The 18,661-nt window shown below is 52.8% G+C and carries 22 protein-coding genes, 2 other RNA genes and 1 pseudogene; 15 read left to right on the forward strand and 10 right to left on the reverse strand.

Annotated elements, in window-relative coordinates; all coding sequences use genetic code 11:
- Nucleotides 1-17: 17 nt before the first annotated feature.
- The 8 genes from INF35_RS01225 (at nt 18) to ssrA (ending at nt 7,024) form a co-directional block, all read left to right on the forward strand.
- Nucleotides 18-680: a vitamin B12 dependent-methionine synthase activation domain-containing protein gene (locus INF35_RS01225; RefSeq protein ID WP_193499768.1), complete on the forward strand. Its 663-nt coding sequence runs from the start codon at nt 18-20 to the stop codon at nt 678-680.
- A complete protein-coding gene (locus INF35_RS01230) occupies nt 667-3,066 on the forward strand; it encodes a homocysteine S-methyltransferase family protein (RefSeq protein ID WP_407925625.1) in 2,400 nt (799 codons plus the stop codon). Before INF35_RS01225 ends, INF35_RS01230 begins: the two co-directional genes overlap by 14 nt.
- A gap of 110 nt (nt 3,067-3,176) precedes the next feature.
- An RNA gene (gene ffs, locus INF35_RS01235) (signal recognition particle sRNA small type) lies at nt 3,177-3,275 on the forward strand.
- Nucleotides 3,276-3,361: 86 nt separating this feature from the next.
- Nucleotides 3,362-5,023: a DNA polymerase III subunit gamma/tau gene (gene dnaX / locus INF35_RS01240; RefSeq protein ID WP_193499769.1), complete on the forward strand. Its 1,662-nt coding sequence runs from the start codon at nt 3,362-3,364 to the stop codon at nt 5,021-5,023.
- 62 nt (nt 5,024-5,085) lie between these two features.
- Complete coding sequence (locus INF35_RS01245; RefSeq protein WP_193499770.1) at nt 5,086-5,427, forward strand: YbaB/EbfC family nucleoid-associated protein; 342 nt, start codon at nt 5,086-5,088, stop codon at nt 5,425-5,427.
- Between the two features lie 13 nt (nt 5,428-5,440).
- Entirely contained in the window at nt 5,441-6,040 is a 600-nt protein-coding gene (gene recR / locus INF35_RS01250) for a recombination mediator RecR (protein WP_193499771.1), read from the forward strand.
- Nucleotides 6,041-6,151: 111 nt separating this feature from the next.
- Nucleotides 6,152-6,625: an SsrA-binding protein SmpB gene (gene smpB / locus INF35_RS01255; protein WP_193499772.1), complete on the forward strand. Its 474-nt coding sequence runs from the start codon at nt 6,152-6,154 to the stop codon at nt 6,623-6,625.
- A gap of 50 nt (nt 6,626-6,675) precedes the next feature.
- Nucleotides 6,676-7,024: a transfer-messenger RNA gene (gene ssrA / locus INF35_RS01260) on the forward strand.
- A gap of 389 nt (nt 7,025-7,413) precedes the next feature.
- Here the strand turns inward: ssrA and INF35_RS01265 are convergent.
- Nucleotides 7,414-7,767, reverse strand: a complete 354-nt coding sequence (locus INF35_RS01265; protein WP_193499773.1) for a hypothetical protein — start codon at nt 7,765-7,767, stop codon at nt 7,414-7,416.
- On the opposite strand from INF35_RS01265, the gene INF35_RS01270 reads away from it, so the two are divergent.
- Nucleotides 7,728-8,378 (forward strand): zinc ribbon domain-containing protein, encoded by a 651-nt coding sequence (locus INF35_RS01270; protein WP_193499774.1) that lies wholly within the window; start codon nt 7,728-7,730, stop codon nt 8,376-8,378. The genes INF35_RS01265 and INF35_RS01270 overlap by 40 nt on opposite strands.
- Before the next feature lie 50 nt (nt 8,379-8,428).
- Here INF35_RS01270 and INF35_RS01275 read toward each other — a convergent pair whose 3' ends face one another.
- Nucleotides 8,429-8,782, reverse strand: a complete 354-nt coding sequence (locus tag INF35_RS01275) for a winged helix-turn-helix transcriptional regulator (RefSeq protein WP_193499775.1) — start codon at nt 8,780-8,782, stop codon at nt 8,429-8,431.
- A 150-nt stretch (nt 8,783-8,932) separates the two neighbouring features.
- Between INF35_RS01275 and INF35_RS01280 the strand changes: the two genes are divergently transcribed.
- The 3 genes and pseudogenes from INF35_RS01280 to INF35_RS01290 form a co-directional block, all read left to right on the forward strand.
- Nucleotides 8,933-9,436, forward strand: a complete 504-nt coding sequence (locus INF35_RS01280) for a flavin reductase family protein (RefSeq protein ID WP_193499776.1) — start codon at nt 8,933-8,935, stop codon at nt 9,434-9,436.
- A 28-nt stretch (nt 9,437-9,464) separates the two neighbouring features.
- Complete coding sequence (locus INF35_RS01285) at nt 9,465-10,154, forward strand: radical SAM mobile pair protein A (RefSeq protein ID WP_193499777.1); 690 nt, start codon at nt 9,465-9,467, stop codon at nt 10,152-10,154.
- Nucleotides 10,142-10,357, forward strand: a pseudogene (locus INF35_RS01290) (radical SAM mobile pair protein B); the annotation flags it as partial. The gene INF35_RS01285 and the pseudogene INF35_RS01290, both read left to right, overlap by 13 nt.
- Before the next feature lie 8 nt (nt 10,358-10,365).
- Here the strand turns inward: INF35_RS01290 and INF35_RS01295 are convergent.
- The 8 genes from INF35_RS01295 to INF35_RS01325 form a co-directional block, all read right to left on the reverse strand.
- The gene (locus tag INF35_RS01295; RefSeq protein ID WP_002604471.1) at nt 10,366-12,039 is read right to left on the reverse strand and encodes a recombinase family protein; all 1,674 of its coding nucleotides are present in this window, start codon (nt 12,037-12,039) and stop codon (nt 10,366-10,368) included.
- Nucleotides 12,040-12,116: 77 nt separating this feature from the next.
- On the reverse strand, nt 12,117-12,290 hold the full coding sequence (locus tag INF35_RS01300; RefSeq protein WP_002604472.1) for a transposon-encoded TnpW family protein: 174 nt from the start codon (nt 12,288-12,290) through the stop codon (nt 12,117-12,119).
- Nucleotides 12,291-12,746: 456 nt separating this feature from the next.
- The gene (locus tag INF35_RS01305) at nt 12,747-12,983 is read right to left on the reverse strand and encodes a helix-turn-helix domain-containing protein (protein WP_456237412.1); all 237 of its coding nucleotides are present in this window, start codon (nt 12,981-12,983) and stop codon (nt 12,747-12,749) included.
- Nucleotides 12,889-13,326: a sigma-70 family RNA polymerase sigma factor gene (locus INF35_RS01310; RefSeq protein WP_003502131.1), complete on the reverse strand. Its 438-nt coding sequence runs from the start codon at nt 13,324-13,326 to the stop codon at nt 12,889-12,891. Before INF35_RS01310 ends, INF35_RS01305 begins: the two co-directional genes overlap by 95 nt.
- 325 nt (nt 13,327-13,651) lie before the next feature.
- A complete protein-coding gene (locus INF35_RS01315; RefSeq protein WP_193499778.1) occupies nt 13,652-14,842 on the reverse strand; it encodes an IS256 family transposase in 1,191 nt (396 codons plus the stop codon).
- A gap of 321 nt (nt 14,843-15,163) precedes the next feature.
- Nucleotides 15,164-15,877: a radical SAM protein gene (locus INF35_RS01320; RefSeq protein ID WP_456237413.1), complete on the reverse strand. Its 714-nt coding sequence runs from the start codon at nt 15,875-15,877 to the stop codon at nt 15,164-15,166.
- Nucleotides 15,874-16,146 (reverse strand): hypothetical protein, encoded by a 273-nt coding sequence (locus INF35_RS14160; protein WP_456237414.1) that lies wholly within the window; start codon nt 16,144-16,146, stop codon nt 15,874-15,876. The genes INF35_RS01320 and INF35_RS14160 overlap by 4 nt, the downstream gene beginning before the upstream one ends.
- Nucleotides 16,147-16,162: 16 nt before the next feature.
- Nucleotides 16,163-16,285 (reverse strand): cysteine-rich KTR domain-containing protein, encoded by a 123-nt coding sequence (locus INF35_RS01325; protein ID WP_154669005.1) that lies wholly within the window; start codon nt 16,283-16,285, stop codon nt 16,163-16,165.
- A 173-nt stretch (nt 16,286-16,458) separates the two neighbouring features.
- On the opposite strand from INF35_RS01325, the gene INF35_RS01330 reads away from it, so the two are divergent.
- The 3 genes from INF35_RS01330 to INF35_RS01340 all read left to right on the forward strand — a co-directional run bounded on the left by INF35_RS01330 (nt 16,459) and on the right by INF35_RS01340 (nt 18,639).
- Nucleotides 16,459-16,815, forward strand: coding sequence for a helix-turn-helix transcriptional regulator (locus INF35_RS01330; RefSeq protein ID WP_044942672.1), 357 nt, complete (start codon nt 16,459-16,461; stop codon nt 16,813-16,815).
- A gap of 199 nt (nt 16,816-17,014) precedes the next feature.
- Complete coding sequence (locus INF35_RS01335; RefSeq protein ID WP_002584958.1) at nt 17,015-17,344, forward strand: plasmid mobilization protein; 330 nt, start codon at nt 17,015-17,017, stop codon at nt 17,342-17,344.
- Nucleotides 17,305-18,639 carry a relaxase/mobilization nuclease domain-containing protein gene (locus tag INF35_RS01340; RefSeq protein ID WP_002584959.1) on the forward strand — a complete coding sequence of 445 codons (1,335 nt, stop codon included), beginning with the start codon at nt 17,305-17,307 and terminating at the stop codon, nt 18,637-18,639. Before INF35_RS01335 ends, INF35_RS01340 begins: the two co-directional genes overlap by 40 nt.
- The last annotated feature ends 22 nt before the right edge of the window (nt 18,640-18,661 follow it).

Consider the following 18,661-nt stretch of genomic DNA (forward strand, 5'->3'; position numbering starts at 1 on the left):
AGAAAAGGAGGGACCATATGGAACTGGTTCTGCCCAAAACACTGGACCGTGCCACCACGCTGCGGTATCTTGGCGCAGCAAATTGGACACCGGATGAAAATACCGAGACCTTGCTGGCAACCGCGGAGCGGGAACTGCGTTCCGCCTGCACTCCCCGGGGCATCTGGCGGGAGCTTCCTGCCGATCTGCTCTGGCTGCAGGATGCAGGGACTGATCTTTCCCGGCATCTGGCGGGATGCGACAGGGTCGTTCTGATGGCTGTGACGCTGGGCAGCGGGGCGGACGCTCTGCTGCGCCGTCTTTGCCTGCAGGATATTGCACTGGGAGCCGTGGCGGATGCTGCGGCTTCGGTCCTGATGGAAGGACTCTGCGACGATCTGGAAGCGCAGATCCGAACGGAACAGCAGCAACATGGCCGGCATATGACGGGGCGGTATTCTCCGGGCTATGGGGATTGCCCGCTGGACCGGCAGGACGAGCTTTGTCTGGCACTGGATACGGTGCGGGGAATCGGCCTGTGCGTGACAAAAGAACATTTGATGACGCCGCGCAAGAGCGTGACGGCGATTCTGGGGACGGCAGATCATCCGGTCAAAGGAGCAAGGGCCGGCTGTGCACACTGCGTGCTGCGAGAGACCTGTGCGTACCGAAAGAGGGGGATTACCTGTGAAACTGCCTGAACTGTTTGAACGCAAGCGTTTTATCCTGATGGACGGGGCTATGGGGACGCAGCTGACCGAGCGGGGCCTGCGTACCGGGCAAAAGCCGGAGCTGGCGGCCTTTCTGATGCCGGAAACGCTGGAGGCCATTCACCGCGATTACGCCAGGGCGGGGGCGGATATCCTCCTTGCCAATACCTTTGGGGCCAATCCCAAAAAGCTGGCAGGAACGGGATATGCTGCGGAGCAGATAATCATGGCTTCCATTGCCTGTGCCCGCCGGGCAGCCGAAGAGACGGGGGCCCTGGTGGCATTGGATATTGGACCTCTCGGCGAGCTGCTGACCCCTGCCGGAACGCTGGAGTTTGAGGACGCCTGCAGCCAGTTTGCGGATATGGTCCGCGCTGGCGTCAAGGCAGGGGCGGACCTGATCGTGCTGGAAACCATGACCGATCTGTATGAACTGAAGGCGGGGATTCTGGCGGCCAGGGAAAACAGCGATCTGCCGGTACTGGTCTCCATGAGCTTTGAAAGCCGCGGACGGACCTTTACCGGCTGCACCGTGGAGAGTTTTGCCGCCACCGCAGCGGGTCTGGGCGTGGACGGCATCGGCATCAACTGCTCCCTGGGCCCGGTGGAGATCCTTCCTTTTGCCCGGCGCCTCTGCCGGTGTGTGCCTGCGGAGATGCCGGTTTTCGTCAAGCCCAATGCAGGTCTGCCCAACCCCGACGGCAGCTACGACATTACCCCGGAGGATTTTGCCCGGGATATGAGCGAGTATCTCTCCACCGGCGTCTCCATGGTGGGTGGCTGCTGCGGCAGCAATCCCGAGTATATCCGTTTGCTGCGGGAAACTTTTGCGGACAAGGTCCCGGCCCGGAAGATCCCTGTTAAAAAAAGCGTTCTCTGCACCCCGGTGCGCTGCGTTGAAGTGGACGGTATCACGGTGGTGGGGGAACGCATCAATCCCACCGGCAAGAAGCGGCTGCAGCAGGCGCTGCGGGAGGGGGATTCGGCCTATCCCTGTGCGCAGGCTGTGGCGCAGGCTGAGGCCGGAGCAGAGGTGCTGGATGTCAACGCAGGCCTGCCCGGCATTGACGAGGCAGCCGTATTGACGCATCTGGTCAAGGAGCTCCAGAGCGTCACCGACCTGCCGCTGCAGCTGGATTCCTCCAATCCGGAGGCTCTGGCACGGGCGCTGCGCATTTATAACGGCAAGCCCATTGTCAACTCGGTCAACGGTGAGCAGGCGGTGCTGGATGCCATTTTGCCCCTGTGCAAAAAGTACGGCGCGGCGGTAGTGGGTCTGACGCTGGATGAGCACGGCATTCCCAAGACATCAGATGAGCGTTTTGCCATTGCCCGGCGCATCGTGCATGCGGCTGAGGAAGCAGGCATTGCACGGGAGGATATCTACATCGACTGCCTGACCCTTACGGCCAGCGCTCAGCAGGAGGGAGCGGCACAGACGCTGGAAGCGCTGACCCGCTGCAAGAAAGAACTTGGCGTGCGGACTGTTTTGGGCGTGTCCAACATCAGTTTCGGCCTGCCCTGCCGGGGATATCTCAATTCCACCTTCCTGACTATGGCAATGCAGGCGGGGCTGGACCTTGCTATCATCAACCCCAACACGCCGGAGATGATGGGCGCGGTACGGTCGTTCCGGGTGCTCACCTCTCAGGATGAAAAGAGCGCCGATTATATTGAAGCATATGCCGGGGTCCAGGTGCAGACGACGCAGTCTGCAAAAGCGGAACAGGCTGCACAGGTACAGTCCGCCGGCGGGGATATGTCGCTGTTTGATGCGGTCCGCCGCGGCCTCAAGGCGGAAGCGCGCGAGGCGGCCAGACAGGCCCTGACGGTAACGGAACCCCTGACTCTTGTCAACGAGACGCTGATCCCCGCCCTGGATGCGGTGGGGGACGGCTTTGAAAAAGGGACCATATTCCTGCCCCAACTGCTGCAGTCGGCTTCGGCAGCCCAGGCGGCCTTTGACCTGGTCAAGGAGGCCATTGCCGCCTCCGGACGCCAGGGGGAGAGCCGGGGCCGCATCGTGCTGGCAACAGTCAAGGGCGATGTCCACGACATCGGCAAGAATATTGTCCGTGTGATTCTGGAAAACTACGGATATGACGTTCTGGATCTCGGCCGGGACGTGCCGCCGGAAGCGGTGGTGCAGGCTGTCAAAGAAACAGGAGCCCCGCTGGTGGGACTCTCCGCACTGATGACCACGACAGTGGCAAGCATGCAGGCTACGATAGAGGCCCTTCACAAGGCAGGGCTTTCCTGCAAGGTCATGGTGGGGGGCGCGGTCCTCACGCCGGAATACGCCCGTCAGATCGGTGCGGACTTCTATGCCAAGGACGCCAAGGCCAGTGCCGACATTGCCAAACAGATCTTTTCGTAATTCATAATTATTTTGCAATTCACTGCGCGGCACTGCACTTGCAATTCACTGCGCGGTATTGTATAATGCTAAAAGCGGACAGGGCTGTATTTGCGCTGTTTTGCATACGGATGCGGGCCCCGTGCGCGGGTGCCCTGTGAACCATGTCAGGCGGGGAACCGAGCAGCATTAAGCGGTGCGTACCCGGCGCCGCGGCAAGCCTGCATCCGTATGCAAAGCAGCGCAGCCGCGGGGCACACCCCCGCACACCCGGTCCGCTTACTTTTTTGCCGCAAAGCAGGGGAGGTGCGTGCAGGTGTATCATGCGTTGTACCGCAAGTGGCGTCCGCAAAAGTTTGCCGACGTTGTGGGGCAGGATGCCATCGTCACGGCGCTGCAAAATCAGATCGCCGCAGGCCGCATCGGCCATGCCTACCTGTTTACCGGCACGCGCGGAACCGGCAAGACGACCTGTGCCAAAATCTTCGCCAAGGCGATCAACTGTCTGGATCATTCCAGCCCCGACCCCTGCGGCGAGTGCGAGGTCTGCCGGGGCATTGACGACGGCACGGTACTGGATGTGTCCGAGATCGATGCGGCGTCCAACAACAGCGTGGACGATATCCGGGATCTTCGGGACGAGACGGCATTTCTGCCCACGGTCTGCCAGTACAAGGTCTATATCATCGACGAGGTCCACATGCTGTCGACCTCCGCATTCAATGCGCTGCTCAAGACGATGGAGGAGCCGCCGCCCCATGTCATCTTCATTCTGGCGACGACCGAGGTTCAAAAGGTCCCGGCGACCATTCTGAGCCGCTGCCAGCGGTATGACTTTTCCCGCATCACGGCGGAGGACATTGCCGGACGGCTGAGCTATGTGGCGAGCCAGGAAAACTTTGAGTTGACCGACGGCGCGGCACAGTTGATCGGGCGCCTTGCCGACGGAGCCATGCGGGATGCGCTATCCATTCTGGATACCTGTGCAGGTGTCAGCACCAGCGTGGACGAGGCGCTGGTGCGCCGAATGGCAGGCGTAACAGACCGTGCCTATCTCTTTGAGATCAGCGATGCCATCACAAAGAAAGATGCCGTCACGGCCCTGCAGAAGGTGGCTGAATTGCGGCAGAAGTCTGTGGATATGCGCCGTCTCTGCGTAGAACTGGCGGGGCATTACCGCAATCTGATGCTGGCGTCGCTGCCTCAGGGAACGTCGCTTCTGGCAGGCGTCTCTCCGGAGGAGGAGGCCGCCTACGCTGCGCGGGCATCCCTTCCGCAGTCGGAAGCGGTGCGCGGGATTGAGGCCTTCGGTGACGCTCTGGAAAAAATGGGACGTGGTACCGATCAGCGTATTGAACTGGAACTGGCGATTTTCTCGCTGACGCAGCCGGAAATTCGTCCGGTGGCTGTGGCCGCCGCACCTGCGATGGCTCAGAACAATCCGGCGCAGCCGGCACCCTTTGCCTCAGCCCCTGTCTCTCCCCAACCGATTCCTGCCCCGGCTCCGGCGTTTCCGCCTGCCGCGGTGGAACAGCCGGCAATGGAGACGTTTCAGACGGTTGCTCCGACTCCTGCACCAGCTGCAGCTGCAGCGGTGCCGGGAATGTCTCAATCCGATAGCCGAGGGCCGGTCCAGGTCCACACACCGCAGCCCTTTGAACCGTGGAATGCGGTTCTCCAAACTCTGCAGGAGCGTGACCCGGCGCTCAGCTCTTTCCTTCGGGGGAGTACCGCTTATTACGACGGAAAGCGTGTGCTGATCGCATGCAGCGAGACGTTCCGCGATTATATGCGCAAGAACAAGGAGACAGGGAAAACCCTCAAGAGTATCATTCTTGAGGTCAGCGGAGTCCGATGCAATATCGGACCCTATGAGCCCAAAAAGACTCATCCGGACGGACAGGAAGTTCGTCCCATTGAAGATACCCTCAAAACCATGCAAAGCCTTGGCGTCGATGTGGTAGTTGAGGATAAATAAATCCCCTCGGCCCCACACAGGGCGCGGAGAATACGAGATTTTTCAGGTAAGGAGTAAAAGATATGAAAGCAAGAATGCCCAAAGGCTTCGGCCGTCCCGACCCCAACGCCATGATGCGTCAGGTTCAGAAGATGCAGGATGCAATCCGCGAGAAGCAGGCGGAGCTGGAAGCCAAAGAGTATACCGGCACTGCCAGCGGTGAGATGGTGACCGTCACCATGACCGGTAAGCATGAGATCACCGCGGTCAAGATCAAGCCGGAGGCGGTTGATCCCGACGATATCGAAATGCTGGAAGATCTTGTGGCAGCAGCCGTGAACAGCGCGACGGCAGCCGTTGATAAGGAAGCCGATGAAGAAATGGCCAAGATGACCGGCGGCATGAACATTCCGGGTCTGGGCTGAGAGGAAGACAACCATGCCCAATCATGTCGAACCGCTGGAAAACCTGATTGACCAGTTCGCCAGGTTTCCCGGTGTGGGCCGAAAAGGTGCAACGCGCATGGCCTACGAGGTCATGGCAATGTCCAACGAACAGGCGATGGAGCTGGCCAAGGCCATTGAACATGCCAAGACGGGGCTGCACCGCTGCCGTCTGTGCCAGGATTACACCGAGGGTGAGCTGTGCAAGATCTGCCTGTCCAGCAAACGGGACCGTTCCTGCATCTGTGTGGTCGAAAGCCCCCGGGATATCCAATCCATTGAGCGGACCCATGAATACAATGGATTGTACCATGTGCTGCATGGTCTGATTTCTCCTATGGATGGCATTGGCGCCGACCAGCTCTGCGTCAAGGAATTACTGGCGCGCCTGAATTCCGATATTGTCAAGGAGGTCATCATGGCCACAAGTCCCACTGTGGAAGGGGAGGCGACGGCCATGTATCTTGCCAAGCTCATCAAGCCGCTGGGCATCAAGACCACCCGCCTGGCCTATGGCTTGCCGGTCGGGTCCAGCCTGGAGTATGCTGACGAGACGACAATCTATCGTGCCATGCAGGGCCGCGGAGAGCTGTAAGCAGGTCAGACCGCAGCACAGCGACAAGATTTGCTTGACGAATGCCTTAAAACAACGTATACTGGTGTTCAATCGTAAGCTATAAGCCAGGAAAGAAAGGAGGCGGACCTGTTGGCGACGGGAAAAAAGGGGGAACTCCGCAAAATCATTGCCCAGAACCGGGAGGCCCGCCACGAGTATTTCGTGATCGAGACGCTGGAAACCGGCATTGAGCTGGTGGGAACGGAAGTAAAAAGCCTTCGCAACGGGGGTGTCACGCTCAAGGATTCCTGGGCGGATATTGATGATGGAGAGCTGATCGTCAAGGGTATGCATATCAGCCCTTATGAGATGGGCAACATCTTCAATAAAGACCCCCGGCGTCCCCGGCGTCTGCTGGCCCACAAAAGCGAGATCCGACGCTTTGCCCAGCAGATCAAACTGCAGGGCTATACGCTGGTGCCTCTGTCGCTTTATTTCAAGCACGGCAGAGTCAAACTGGAGTTGGGCCTTTGCAAGGGCAAAAAGCTCTACGATAAGCGTGCTACGGCCGCTGAGCGGGACGCAAGGCGGGATATAGAGCGCGCGCTCAAAACAAGGCATTGAACAAAAAGCATCACGATTTGTTTCCTCGGGGCGTTTTGCCCCGAAATCATGGGGATGTAATGGTTTCGACGGGGAGAGAGAGGCGTGAGCAGCGGGCCGTGGCGGGGACCCACGATAAAAGCCTCAAAACAAATTAACTGACAACAACACTGTTGCAGTCGCTGCCTAATTAAAGGCAGCCGTCCTGCCCACTTTAGCACCGCGTGGGGTCAGGGCGTCGACAGGTGCTGAACGTGCACGGACTTAAGCTTTGCGGTCCGTCATGAATTTATGAAGCTACCAAGGCATACAGCGCGTGCACTCGCCCATGCTGCGGGAATTTCAATAAGTGTCCTGCGCCCGGAGATACTCTAACCGCTTTCTTTTCGGACAGGGGTTCGACTCCCCTCATCTCCACCAAACGAGTTATAAACAAACCCTATTTCTTCAAAAATGGCTTTGCCATTACGGTTTGGTTATAACAGACAGAGAAAGTCAGCACGTTTTGTGCTGGCTTTTTTCTTTGAAAAAACCAAAAAACCAAAAACACCATCTGTCCCAAAATTAAAAACGATAGCAGACAAGGGACGGCAAAATGGGCTTTTTAGGGACAGACAGTATAAAAATAAAGGGTTTTATCTTGTCACAATGTTTTTTGGATTTTGGATGCACAAACCGTGGCTTTTTTGGCTTTTTGGCTTTTGTGCGGATAAAGCCTTATACACCAACACCGAAAAAAACCAAGCATTTGGTTTTCGTTGGTTTTTCAGACAAAGAAAAGGGCAGCCCCGCCACCGGCTGCCCTCTTTTTAGATTACGAATGTTTTTCCGTCGGTCACGATCACCAGCACCCCGCCCCGGATGTAAACGGTTGCGGCCTCGCTGGGGTGGCTTTCCCGCGCCGTGTAAGGCTCTGCGGGTGTGGCCTGGGTTTCTTCCTGTTTGAGCTTCAACGCCTTGCGGTAGGTCGTTTTCGTGCCGCTGGCGTGGTCTTGCAGGACGGTTTCCAGCCCGTTGGTGGTGATGGTCAACTGTTCATTGTCCAGCAGTGTGACCGTTTCCCGCACGGGCGTGGGGGTGGATGCTGGCGCGTCTTTCGGCGCTGCGGTGCATCCGGCCAGCAATGAGGCGGCCAGCACGGCCACAAGTACAAGTCTTTTCATTCCTGTTTGCCCTCGCTTTCCCCGCCCACGTTGGCGGCCTGCATCGGCATTCCACCGACAAATACCGGCGCACCATCTGGCGGTGCAACAGCAAGTTTACCGGCGAGGAAAAGTGCCAGACACCGCACCTGACCGAGGAAGAGATCAAGGCACGGTTCCTGGATGCCTTCAATACGCTGGTTTCGGACAAAGAGCGGTTGCTGGATGAGTGCCGCACCATGCAAGCGGCGCTTACCGACACCCGTTCTCTGGACAGCGAGATAGCGACCCTTCTGTCCGAAATGGAAGTGGTGGCTGAGCTGACCAAACGGTGCATCGAGGAGAACTCTACCACCGCCCAGGACCAGGCCGCCTATCTGGAACGTTACAACGGTCTGGCGGAGCGGTACGAAACCGCCAAGGCCAAGCTGGAACAGCTCCAGGCGGTGAAGGCAAAGCGGGAAGCCAAGGCCGAGGACATTGGCGGCTTTATGTTCGAACTGGCGGAGTACGGAGAACCGATCACCGAATTCGATGACCGGCTTTGGCTCACGGTCATCGACATTGTCACCGTCCACCGGGATGGGCGGCTTACATTCAAATTCCAGACGGGGCATGAGATGCTTGAATAAGAATCAATTTTATTAAAAAAGGGGGCGGAAGGTTTCCGTCCCCTTTACTATTATGGAATGTATTTCATCCCCCACTGTGAAATAGCATAAAACACTGGCAATAAGTCCTGCCCTTTCTCTGTGAGGGAATACTCCACCCGCAGCGGCATCTCATTATATTGAATGCGCTGCACCAGTTCATCCTTTTCCAATTCTTTGAGCGCATTGGTTAGCGCCGTATTGGTGATGGGCTTGAGCAGCTTTTTGAGTTCGCCAAACCGCATGGGAGACTTGATGCACAGCTCATAGAGGATCTGGAGCTTCCACTTACCCTGCAGCATCTGCACCACCGGCATAACAGGGCAATTGCCACTCTCCGTAAGAATGACGTTGCTTACCTTTTCTTTGAATTCCTCGTAAGTCATTGTTGATTCCCCACTTTAGACAGGTATTGTTTTTGATACCAGGTACAAACAATTTGCGTACTTGATTTATTATGACAATCAAGTATAATAATTGTACCAGCAGAAGCTGGATATGTCAATCTCCAAATCACTCTGAAAGGATGAAACACGATGAGAGAACTGAACATTATGGAGGCCACTGTCTATTCTTCCCCCAATCCGCTGACTTTGATCTGTTCTTTGAATGAAGATGGCACCACCAACCTGGCCCCCATCTGCTTTGTCTCCTATCTCTCTTTCAACCCGCCGATGGTGGGATTCGCCGCCGGAAAGCAGTCCCACACCGGCAAGCGTGTGCGGGAGACTGGAAAAGTCATCGTCACGGTCCCCGGTGAAAGTCTGGCTGGCGCAGTGATGGCCTGCGGCACCTCCACCGGCGCCAAGTTAAACAAGGTGGCCGAAAATCACATCGAAATGAAGTCGGTGGACGGCAGCGACATTCAGATTCCAGCGGACACCCGGCTGGCTATAGCGGCGACCCTGCAGCAGTCCGTGGAGGTGGGCGACCACATCCTGCACATCTGCCAGGTGGACAAGTTCCTGGGCGATGAGGACAAGAAAGGTCTGTATGCTTGGAACGGCTTTGGAAAGGTCGCATCTGCGGCAGAAGGTTGAATCTTAAAGCAGGAAGGAGGCGTCAGCGGTGGCCATCTGCATCAAGGACTGTATTCAGAATATGAATCTGGTGATCGGCTGTCCCATTGGCTGCAGCTACTGCTACGCCAGAGACAATGTCCGCCGGTTCCACATGATCGACGACTTTGAAAAGCCGGAGTTCTTCCCAGGTAAGCTGCGGCTGATGGAGAAGAAGCGTCCTCAAAATTTCCTGCTCACCGGCATGAGCGATTTTGCCCACTGGCAGACAGAGTGGCGAGATCAGGTATTTTCCAAAATGGCTGAAAATCCACAGCACCAGTATCTGTTCTTGACCAAGCGGCCGGAGGACATCGTCTTTTCCACCCCATTAGACAATGCCTGGTTCGGCGTGACTGTGACTTCCAGCAGGGAGAAAGGCCGCATCCAGACTTTACGGGAGCACATCCGCGGCGGGCATTACCATGTGACCTTTGAACCCATGTTTGACAACATCGGTACAGTAGACCTCACTGGCATCGAATGGATCGTCATTGGTACTGAGACTGGACGCAGGAAGGGCAAGGCCGTCTCCAAACCGGAGTGGGTGTGGAATTTGACTCATCAGGCTCACGCACTTGGTACTCCTGTGTTCATGAAGGAAGATCTGCTTCCTATCATTGGCGAGGAAAGCATGACACAAGAGTTGCCTCCGGCCTTCTGCCGGGTATTGGAGGAACAGAAAGCATGGCGGAAATAGTGGAAAGCGGTGTCCTGATCCGGGATGTGGAAACGAAAAACATCATGACCAAATCCACCCTTCCAGTGGGCGGCTATTCGGTGAACCCCTATGTAGGCTGCACCCACGGCTGTAAGTACTGCTACGCCTCGTTTATGAAGCGATTTACCGGGCATACCGAACCATGGGGCACCTTTCTGGATGTGAAACACTGGCCTGCCATTTGCTGGGGTTAGATAGCGATACTTTTTACATCTACCATGTTGCGGCGGTCATGGTTGACAACTTGCGTCGGCTCCTGCTCGGTATCAACCTGTCCGACAAAGCTATAATGGATTTCGATTTTCCGGGTGTTGGTTTCCCGGTCTAATTCATGTATCAAAATACGGTCGATAAACTCATGGACGTTTTCATAGGTCAATTCCTGTATGTCGCTGTATTTCCCGACAATCTGAATAAACCTTGATATATCCCTTTTTCGCTCGGTAACGGTTGCGATCTGCTGTTGTAACTCGTCTATCCTTGCGGCAAGGGATTTCTTTTCGTCCTCATAGCCGGAAGTTAGAAACACAAACCGTTCATCTGTCAGTCTGCCTAATGCGTTGTCCTCATACAGCTTGCGGAAAAGCGTGTCAAGTTCGGTCATACGCGCCTGTGCTTTGAAAAGTTCCTTTTGCTGCTGCGCTAATGCCTTTCTCGCTTCCATGTCGCCGTACTCGGTAGCTTTACAGATAAAGTCCTGTTCGTGTTCCTTAACATACCGCAAAACCCGCCGCATATCTTCCAGCACTAAATCAAGAAGTACGTTTTTGCGGATATAATGAGAGGTACACTCGCTGCCTGTCCTTGCCCTGTTGCGCCATGCGCCGCAAGAATAGGAAAACTTGCGCGGCTCGATATTTACGCCCTGTTGGTAATACATCTTATGTCTGCAACCAGCGCAAAACAGCAAGCCGGAAAAAATATCAATCTCCGCTGCTTTTGTCGGGCGGTGGCGGGTAGCAATCCGCTTTTGCGCAAGTTCAAAGGTTTCCTCGTCAACAAGCGGCTCATGGGTGTTTGGGAAGAAATAGCGTTGTTCTTCTTCGTTCTTCCGGGTCTTTTTCGACTTGTAGGATACCTTGTGAGTTTTCGCGGTTATGGTATGCCCTAAATATTCCTGCCTTGCTAATATGTCATAGAGCGTTTTGTCCGGCCAAGTATAGGGGGCGATCATTGCCCGCTGATACCGCGCCTGTCCTGTACGCTGATAGCGCAACGCTCCAATCGTCAAGACTTTGTTTTCCGCAAGCCATTTTTGGATTTCGCACATACGCACGCCGCTAACAAACATAGCGAAAACCTGTTTGACAATCGGCGCGGTTTCCGGGTCGGGTATAAGGTGGTGGCGGTTGTTCGGGTCTGGGATATAGCCGTATGGATATTCCCCGTTGACGCGCTCGCCTTTTTGCGCCTGTGCCTGTTTAACTGCGCGGATTTTCTTGCTTGTGTCGCGGGCGTAAAACTCGTTAAACCAGTTCCGCAAGGGGGTAAACTCGTTATCCTCCCGCGCTGTGTCAACTCCGTCGTTGATCGCGATATAGCGTACTCCGTTTTCGGGAAATACAATCTCTATGAGTTCGCCCGTTTTCAGATAGTTTCTGCCAAGACGGGAAAGGTCTTTGGTAATGACCGTCGCCACTCGTCCGGCTTCCACTTCCTGCAACATCGCTTGCAGCCCCTCGCGCTCAAAACTCACGCCGGAAAATCCGTCGTCCACAAAAAACTTTGTGTTCAAAAAATGGTGTTCGTCCGCATAGCGTTGAAGTATCATTTTTTGGTGCTGTATGCTTCCGCTTTCTCCGGCTTGCATATCCTCTTGACTTAAACGGCAGTAAAGGGCGGTGATTTTATTCGACTGTAACATTAGTCCTCCTTTCCGACAGCCGAATAAACAGGTATAATGTGTTGCTATCATTATACCATATCCCGCCGCCTAATGCACTACTCGGACGCTAAAAATCCCGGATTTCCGGGCTTTTTCTGCAAATCCTTTACAATGAGTTTCTCAATCTTTTTATGGATTGTATCGGTTGCCTTTTCACTCGGCAACGCTTGAACAAGATAGGTGATTTTCCCTATTTTGCGTTCGGTTGTAATTGTCTGTTTTTTATCCATTAGAAAAACCTCCTTTTCCTGTATGGATAAACTATATTCGTCAAAAGGCAAAAACGGGCGGTTGTTAGCTGCAACCTCACGGGAGTTTCACCCCGGCCCATGCTTATGGGTGCGCCGCGCAATACTTTGAGGGTGTTCAACGCGGGAGTATCATTGTGCCGCCTTGTATGTCGTCGCCCACAAGCTGCTAAACTTGTTTTACGGCGCGGTAGTTCTCGCTCGACTTTTCCCCAACGGGGAAAAGCGGTCATGGCGTACCCGCCGCCCGGCTCGGTACAGACGGAATGTACCCGTTGCCTGTTATGCTGCGCACCAAAGGCCGCTTTCTTTGTCAAGGAACAATAGGCTTTGTCGGCCTGTAACAGTACACCGTTTCCGATGTGCTGTTACGGAACGACAAATAGCCCATAACGGGAAGCGTGGAAAGGGGACACGCTCCCCGCATGGGCTAAAAGATTATCCTACATGAAAAGCAAGGGTGCGGGTACAAAGTTTCGCTATGTAACCCTCGTAATGCTTCAAGATCGCGCACATGGCGGTTGTGTCGCCGTTTGCCGCTGCGGAAATGACAGGGAACGGCAACAGATTTTCAGATTTCCTAACGGTATTCATCATCTGCTTTTCCCTCCAAATACTGTTTGATTTTCGCAAGCGCGGATTTCCTGTGCCGGAAAACCGTCGTGCGTACAACATTCAGCAGTTCAGCAATTTCCGCGTCGCTCATGTCCAAGAAGTAGGACAAAAGGATAATGTCGCGTTTCCTTTCGGGCAAAGCGTTAAGGGCTTCGGCAAGCAGTTCATTTTTGACGAGTACATCAAAGCCGGACACTTGAAAACGGAAATAATCGCTTTTGTATTCGTCCGTTGTGAAAAGCTGCGCGAGTTCGCTTTCGCTCAAATCCGAAAAAGGTACTTCGCGTGCTGCGCGTTTCGCAAGAGTGCGGCGGTGGCTTTTCGCTTCGCCAACCAAAGTTTTCTTTGCTAATGCGTCGTACTGATGTTGTATTCTTTCCTTGTCGGAAGAAGATAGCTCCATAGAGTTCACCTCCTTCCCGCGTGGAGTAGAGGACGGGAGTTAAGGGCTTGTCCTCTCTGCCCCTTTCGCTCCGTACCCGTTCGGGAGATGGCTCTTGAGTGCGCTTTTCAGAAAAAAGTTGAAAAAAGCAAAATGCGCCCGTCCGCAAGACGCGGACGGGCGCAAAGGAAATGTAAGCAGTAGCTAAATGTATTGACAGTTCACATTCATAGCCGGAATATCCCGCTTGCGGAGCATAGCTTTTTTGACCGCAAAGCATTAGGCGGGTTACGGTAGTGTCAAGTATTTTTCGCAAAATGGTTTGCAGGCCCTGGCATGAGAGAAGTCAGCCAGCAATGGAGGCATCCTCAACGGCAGCCTCCAGGTGCTTCATGTTCATGTATTTCTTGTTACCCCACTGGGTACCGGCTACATGGCGCAGCCGGGCACAGACCAGCATGAGGGCGGAGTTGCCGTCCGGGAAGCTCCCCACCACGCGAGTGCGGCGGCGGATTTCCCGGTTCAGTCTCTCAATTACATTATTGGTCCGGATACGAGTCCAGTGCTCGCTGGGGAAATCGCAGTAAGTCAGCGTTTCTTCAATGCCGTCCTCCACCTTCCTGGCGGCCTCTTTCAGCTTCATGGAGCGCAGTTGCTCCACCACGGCTTTGGCTTTCTCCCGGGCCGCTCTTTTGCTTTCCTGGGCATGGATTGCCTTGAGCATCTTTGCCACCAGCTTCACCTTGGAGCGAGGCGTGACAGAGAACACATTGCGGTAAAAGTGGACGGTGCAGCGCTGGTACTTGGCTTCGGGGAATACTTCTCCCACAGCCTCCAGCATACCAAGACACTTGTCGCCAACAATGAGTTTCACTCCGTCCAGGCCACGGCTGCGGAGCCACTGGAAGAAGCTGATCCAACTGGCCTTGTCCTCTTTCATGCCCTCGGCGGCACCAAGAACCTCACGGTATCCGTCCTCCTTTACCGCAATCGCCACCAGAATGGCCACATTTTCAAACTCTCCGCCCCAATTTCGGCGCAGGTAGATCCCATCCACATAGACATACGGATAGCGCCCACCTTGCAGAGGGCGGTTCCGCCAGTCCTCAATGTGGACATACGCTTTCTTATTCAGCTCGCTGATGGTGGCCGGAGACACCTTGCTTCCCCACAGAGCCTCGGTAATATCCTCTACGCGCCGGACGGATACGCCTGCCAGGTACATCTCAATGAGGGCTTCCTCCACGCTGCTCTCCCGGCGGCGATACCGCTCAATGATGGCGGTCTCGAAGGAGATCCCTTTGAGCTTGGGTACCTTGAGGGTAACATCCCCGGAAGTGGTGGTAAGATTGCGGCTGTAGTGGCCGCTGCGGTATCCCTGGCGCTGCTCATTACGCTCGTACCGGGCCGCCTGGGTCAGCTTTTGAGCCTCAGTCTCCAGCAGCTCGTTGAGAGTTTCCTCTACGCTCCCACGCACAAGTTCCTTGAGTTCGTTCTTGATTACGGCCTCGTTTAGTTGTACAATCTTCTCGGACATGGTTTGCTCTCTCCTTTCAGAATGGTGTGTCGCAACTTCATTCTACCAGAGTTCTGCAAACCATGTCTTCTTTTATCCTCTTTTCAATTTGCGAAACTTATTGTACCTTATCCGGGTTACAGTAAATAAAAATGGACACGGCGATACCTCCCCGATACCGCCGTATCCTTAAAAAAGGGCGACTTTAATACACTACCCGCAATCCATTCTATAATAGGGAACAGCGGCTTTTGCGCAATATTAAATAAAAAAGCCGATAACACATAGGTTTTTTGACCTAATGCGTTATCGGCTCTGCGTCTATGCGTCTGGCACTTTTAATCATTTTTTTTTGAATTTATTATATGTGTTAGCTAACTGTCCACAAGCCGCGTTAATCTCTCTGCCATGAGAAACTCTTATAGTAACTTCAAGTCCTGCTTGCTCTAATTGATGTTTGAATGCAACTATTTCCCGTTTCTGTGGTGCTTTAATTCTTGAATTGCTTGTTGGGTTGTATTGTAACACGTTAATCATAACTTTTTTGCCCCGAAACCATTTTGCAAGTTGTCTTACATCTGAGGGCCGGTCATTTATACCCGGTAAAAGCAAATACGCAAAGACAATTTTGCGATTATGCCTTTCAGAATAGGATAAGGCTTGCTTAACAACATCTTCAATAGCATATATGCGCATGTGAGGAATAATACGATTTCTTGCAGATTGTGTTGCTGCGTGTAAAGATATTGTCAACTGAATTTTAAGATGTTCCTCGCGCAATTTTTTTAATTGATCGACCGGACCAACTGTTGATATGGTAATGCCGTCGGTTGGAAAGTTGAGCCCATATCTATCTCGGAGAATATGGATTGCTTTTATCAAGTTGTCATAATTGAATAAAGGCTCTCCCATACCCATAAAAACGATACGGTTTACTTTTCGACGCAACAATATAATCTGTTGTACGATTTCTGACGATGTTAGATTACGAACAAAGCCATTTCGCCCGGACTCACAAAAAATACAACCAACAGGACAACCGACTTGTGTGCTCACGCAAACAGTTCCACCATCTCGCCGCTTGATAAAACCGTTTCAATGTATTTGTTGTCTTTCAGTTCGTAAACATACTTTTCAGTATCACTGCTTTTGCAAATATTTTTTACCAACATTGATAGATTTTTTTTGCGTGGTAATTGCTTATATAATTCTTCATATAAGGCTTTTGCTTCATTCTCGCCAATAACTTCCGACATTTCTTTGTAAGTAAATCCGTATGGATCATTCCGTACTTCCGCAGGCGTATATTTAGGTAAACGTTTCATTTTTATATCCTTTCTTCTAAATAATAAAAGTTTGTTTTTCTGTATTTTTGATTACAATCTCTAATTTTTCTACATCAATGATATGCGTCAATTTGCATTTAGGGCAGAAAAGAGGAAAATCTTTTTTTTCAATGCTTATCTAATACGCATGCTATGCAACATAAACGCCGCCTCCTTTTACATAAATTTTATTTTATCAGAAAATCAGTCTACTGTCAATACACAACAGGAAGTATTTAACCTAATGATATGAATTGTGTGGACATATCCAAAAAGAAAGGTGAACTGTAAAATGTAACAGGGTGAATGAAAATGGCAAAAAGACCCGTACCATTGTACGACTTTAAGGCTTTCGGGGCAGCTATAAAAGCCGCGAGAAATGAATACGGCGAGAGCCGCAAAAAGGTAAGCGACGAGTTATATATTTCCCCGCGCTACCTTGCGAATATCGAGAACAAGGGACAACAGCCGAGTTTACAGGTATTCTATGACCTTGTAACCCGGTATCATATTTCGGTAGATCAATTTTTCTTCCCGAACAGCAATGCGGAGAAATCCACCGGGCGGCGGCAGCTTGACGCGCTGCTGGACGGTATGAGCGATAAAGGCATACGGATTGTAACCGCAACGGCAAGGGAGATAACAGAAGTCGAACAAGCAGAGGACTAACCTCACAATATGGGAAGCAGGAGATTGCAGCGCATAGGGGCTGCAATCTTTTTTTGCGCCAAATTAGAAAGAGAGTGCAACAAACGCTGCCTTTGAAACGGGATAAGGAGTAGATAGCAAGCACAGCAAACGAGTACCCGTTTGCGAAAAGTGCTTGTTGGGATAATCCCAAACCCTTATACCGAAAGGCGGTGCGGAAATGGAAAACCGAAAGAGAAATATACAGATGAAGTTTTACGTTACGGAAGAAGAAAAGCGGCTGATCGACGAGAAGATGAAGCAGCTTCCCATAAAGCAGTATGGGGCATACTTCCGTAAAATGGCGATAGACGGGTATATTCTTGTCGTTGACCGAAGCGACACAAAAGCATATATCCGGGAACTGCAAGCGGTGAGCCGGAACATCAACCAGATTGCAAAACGCGCCAATGCGACGGGGACGGTTTACAGGCAGGATATAGAGGACATTAAAAAGGCGGTGGACGAGATATGGCGGTTACAAAGACGCACCCTATTAAATCAACCTTAAAGGCTGCGATAGACTATATCTTAAATCCCGAAAAGACAGACGGGAAGCTGCTTGCGTCCTCTTTCGGCTGCGGGCTGGAAACCGCCGATATTGAGTTTGCATGGACGCGGGAAGCTGCCGGAGATCGCGGCACACATTTAGGGCGGCACTTGATACAATCCTTTGCGGTGGGAGAAACCACACCGGAAGAAGCGCACAAAATCGGCATGGAACTTGCCGGGGCGGTATTAGGCGGCAAGTATGAGTTTGTTTTGACAACTCACGTCGATAAAGACCATCTGCATAATCACTTGATTTTCAACGCGGTTAGCTTCGTTGACTACAAAAAGTACCATTCCAACAAGCAAAGCTATCACTTTATCCGGCGCACCAGCGACAGGATATGTAAAGAGCATGGGCTATCCGTCGTCGTACCGGGACAGGACAAGGGAAAAAGCTATGCAGAATACACCGCCGAAAAGCAAGGGACAAGCTACAAAGCAAAGCTGAAAACGGCGATAGATACTCTCATTCCCCAAGTGAAAGATTTTGACGAACTGCTGCGCCGCTTGCAGGAAATGGGGTATGAAATCAAACAGGGCAAATACATTTCCTTTCGCGCTGCCGGACAGGAACGGTTTACCCGCACAAAGACGCTCGGCGCGGCCTATACGGAAGAAGCGATAAAGGAGCGTATCAAGGGCGTGTATGTTGCCAAAACAAAAACGCTGCGGGAAGATAAGAAAATCCGGCTTGTCGTCGATCTTGAAAACAGTATCAAAGCCCAACAGTCGGCGGGCTATGAACGGTGGGCAAAAATCCATAATCTGAAACAGGCTGCTAAAAGCATGAACTTCCTAACCGAAAACAAGATTGAGTATTATAGCGAACTTGAAAGCAAGATAGCCGATATTATGACCGCTCATGACGCGGCGGCAAAGGCGGTTAAGGAAGTGGAACAGCGTATGTCTGATTTGTCGCTGCTTATCAAGCACACCACCACATACCGACAGTTAAAACCGATTTACGATGAATACCGAAAATCGCCGGACAAGGAAAAGTATCTGCGGGGGCATGAAAGCGAAATTATCCTGTTTGAAGCTGCGGCAAGGGCATTAAAGGAAATGCAGATAAAGAAGCTGCCCGATCTCGCCGCGCTGCGCAAGGAGTATAGAAGCTTAAACGACAGGAAAACCAAATTGTATGAAGATTATCGGCAAGCCAAGAAGCAAATGCAGGAATACGGCGTTGTCAAAAAGAACGTCGATAGTATTCTTTACCCGTCCCAAAGCAGGGCGCGGGAGCAGGAGCGATAAGGCGCAAAACATGGGGTGGCAA

The organism is Gemmiger gallinarum (assembly GCF_014982805.1).
In the GTDB taxonomy this organism is placed as follows: domain Bacteria; phylum Bacillota; class Clostridia; order Oscillospirales; family Ruminococcaceae; genus Gemmiger; species Gemmiger gallinarum.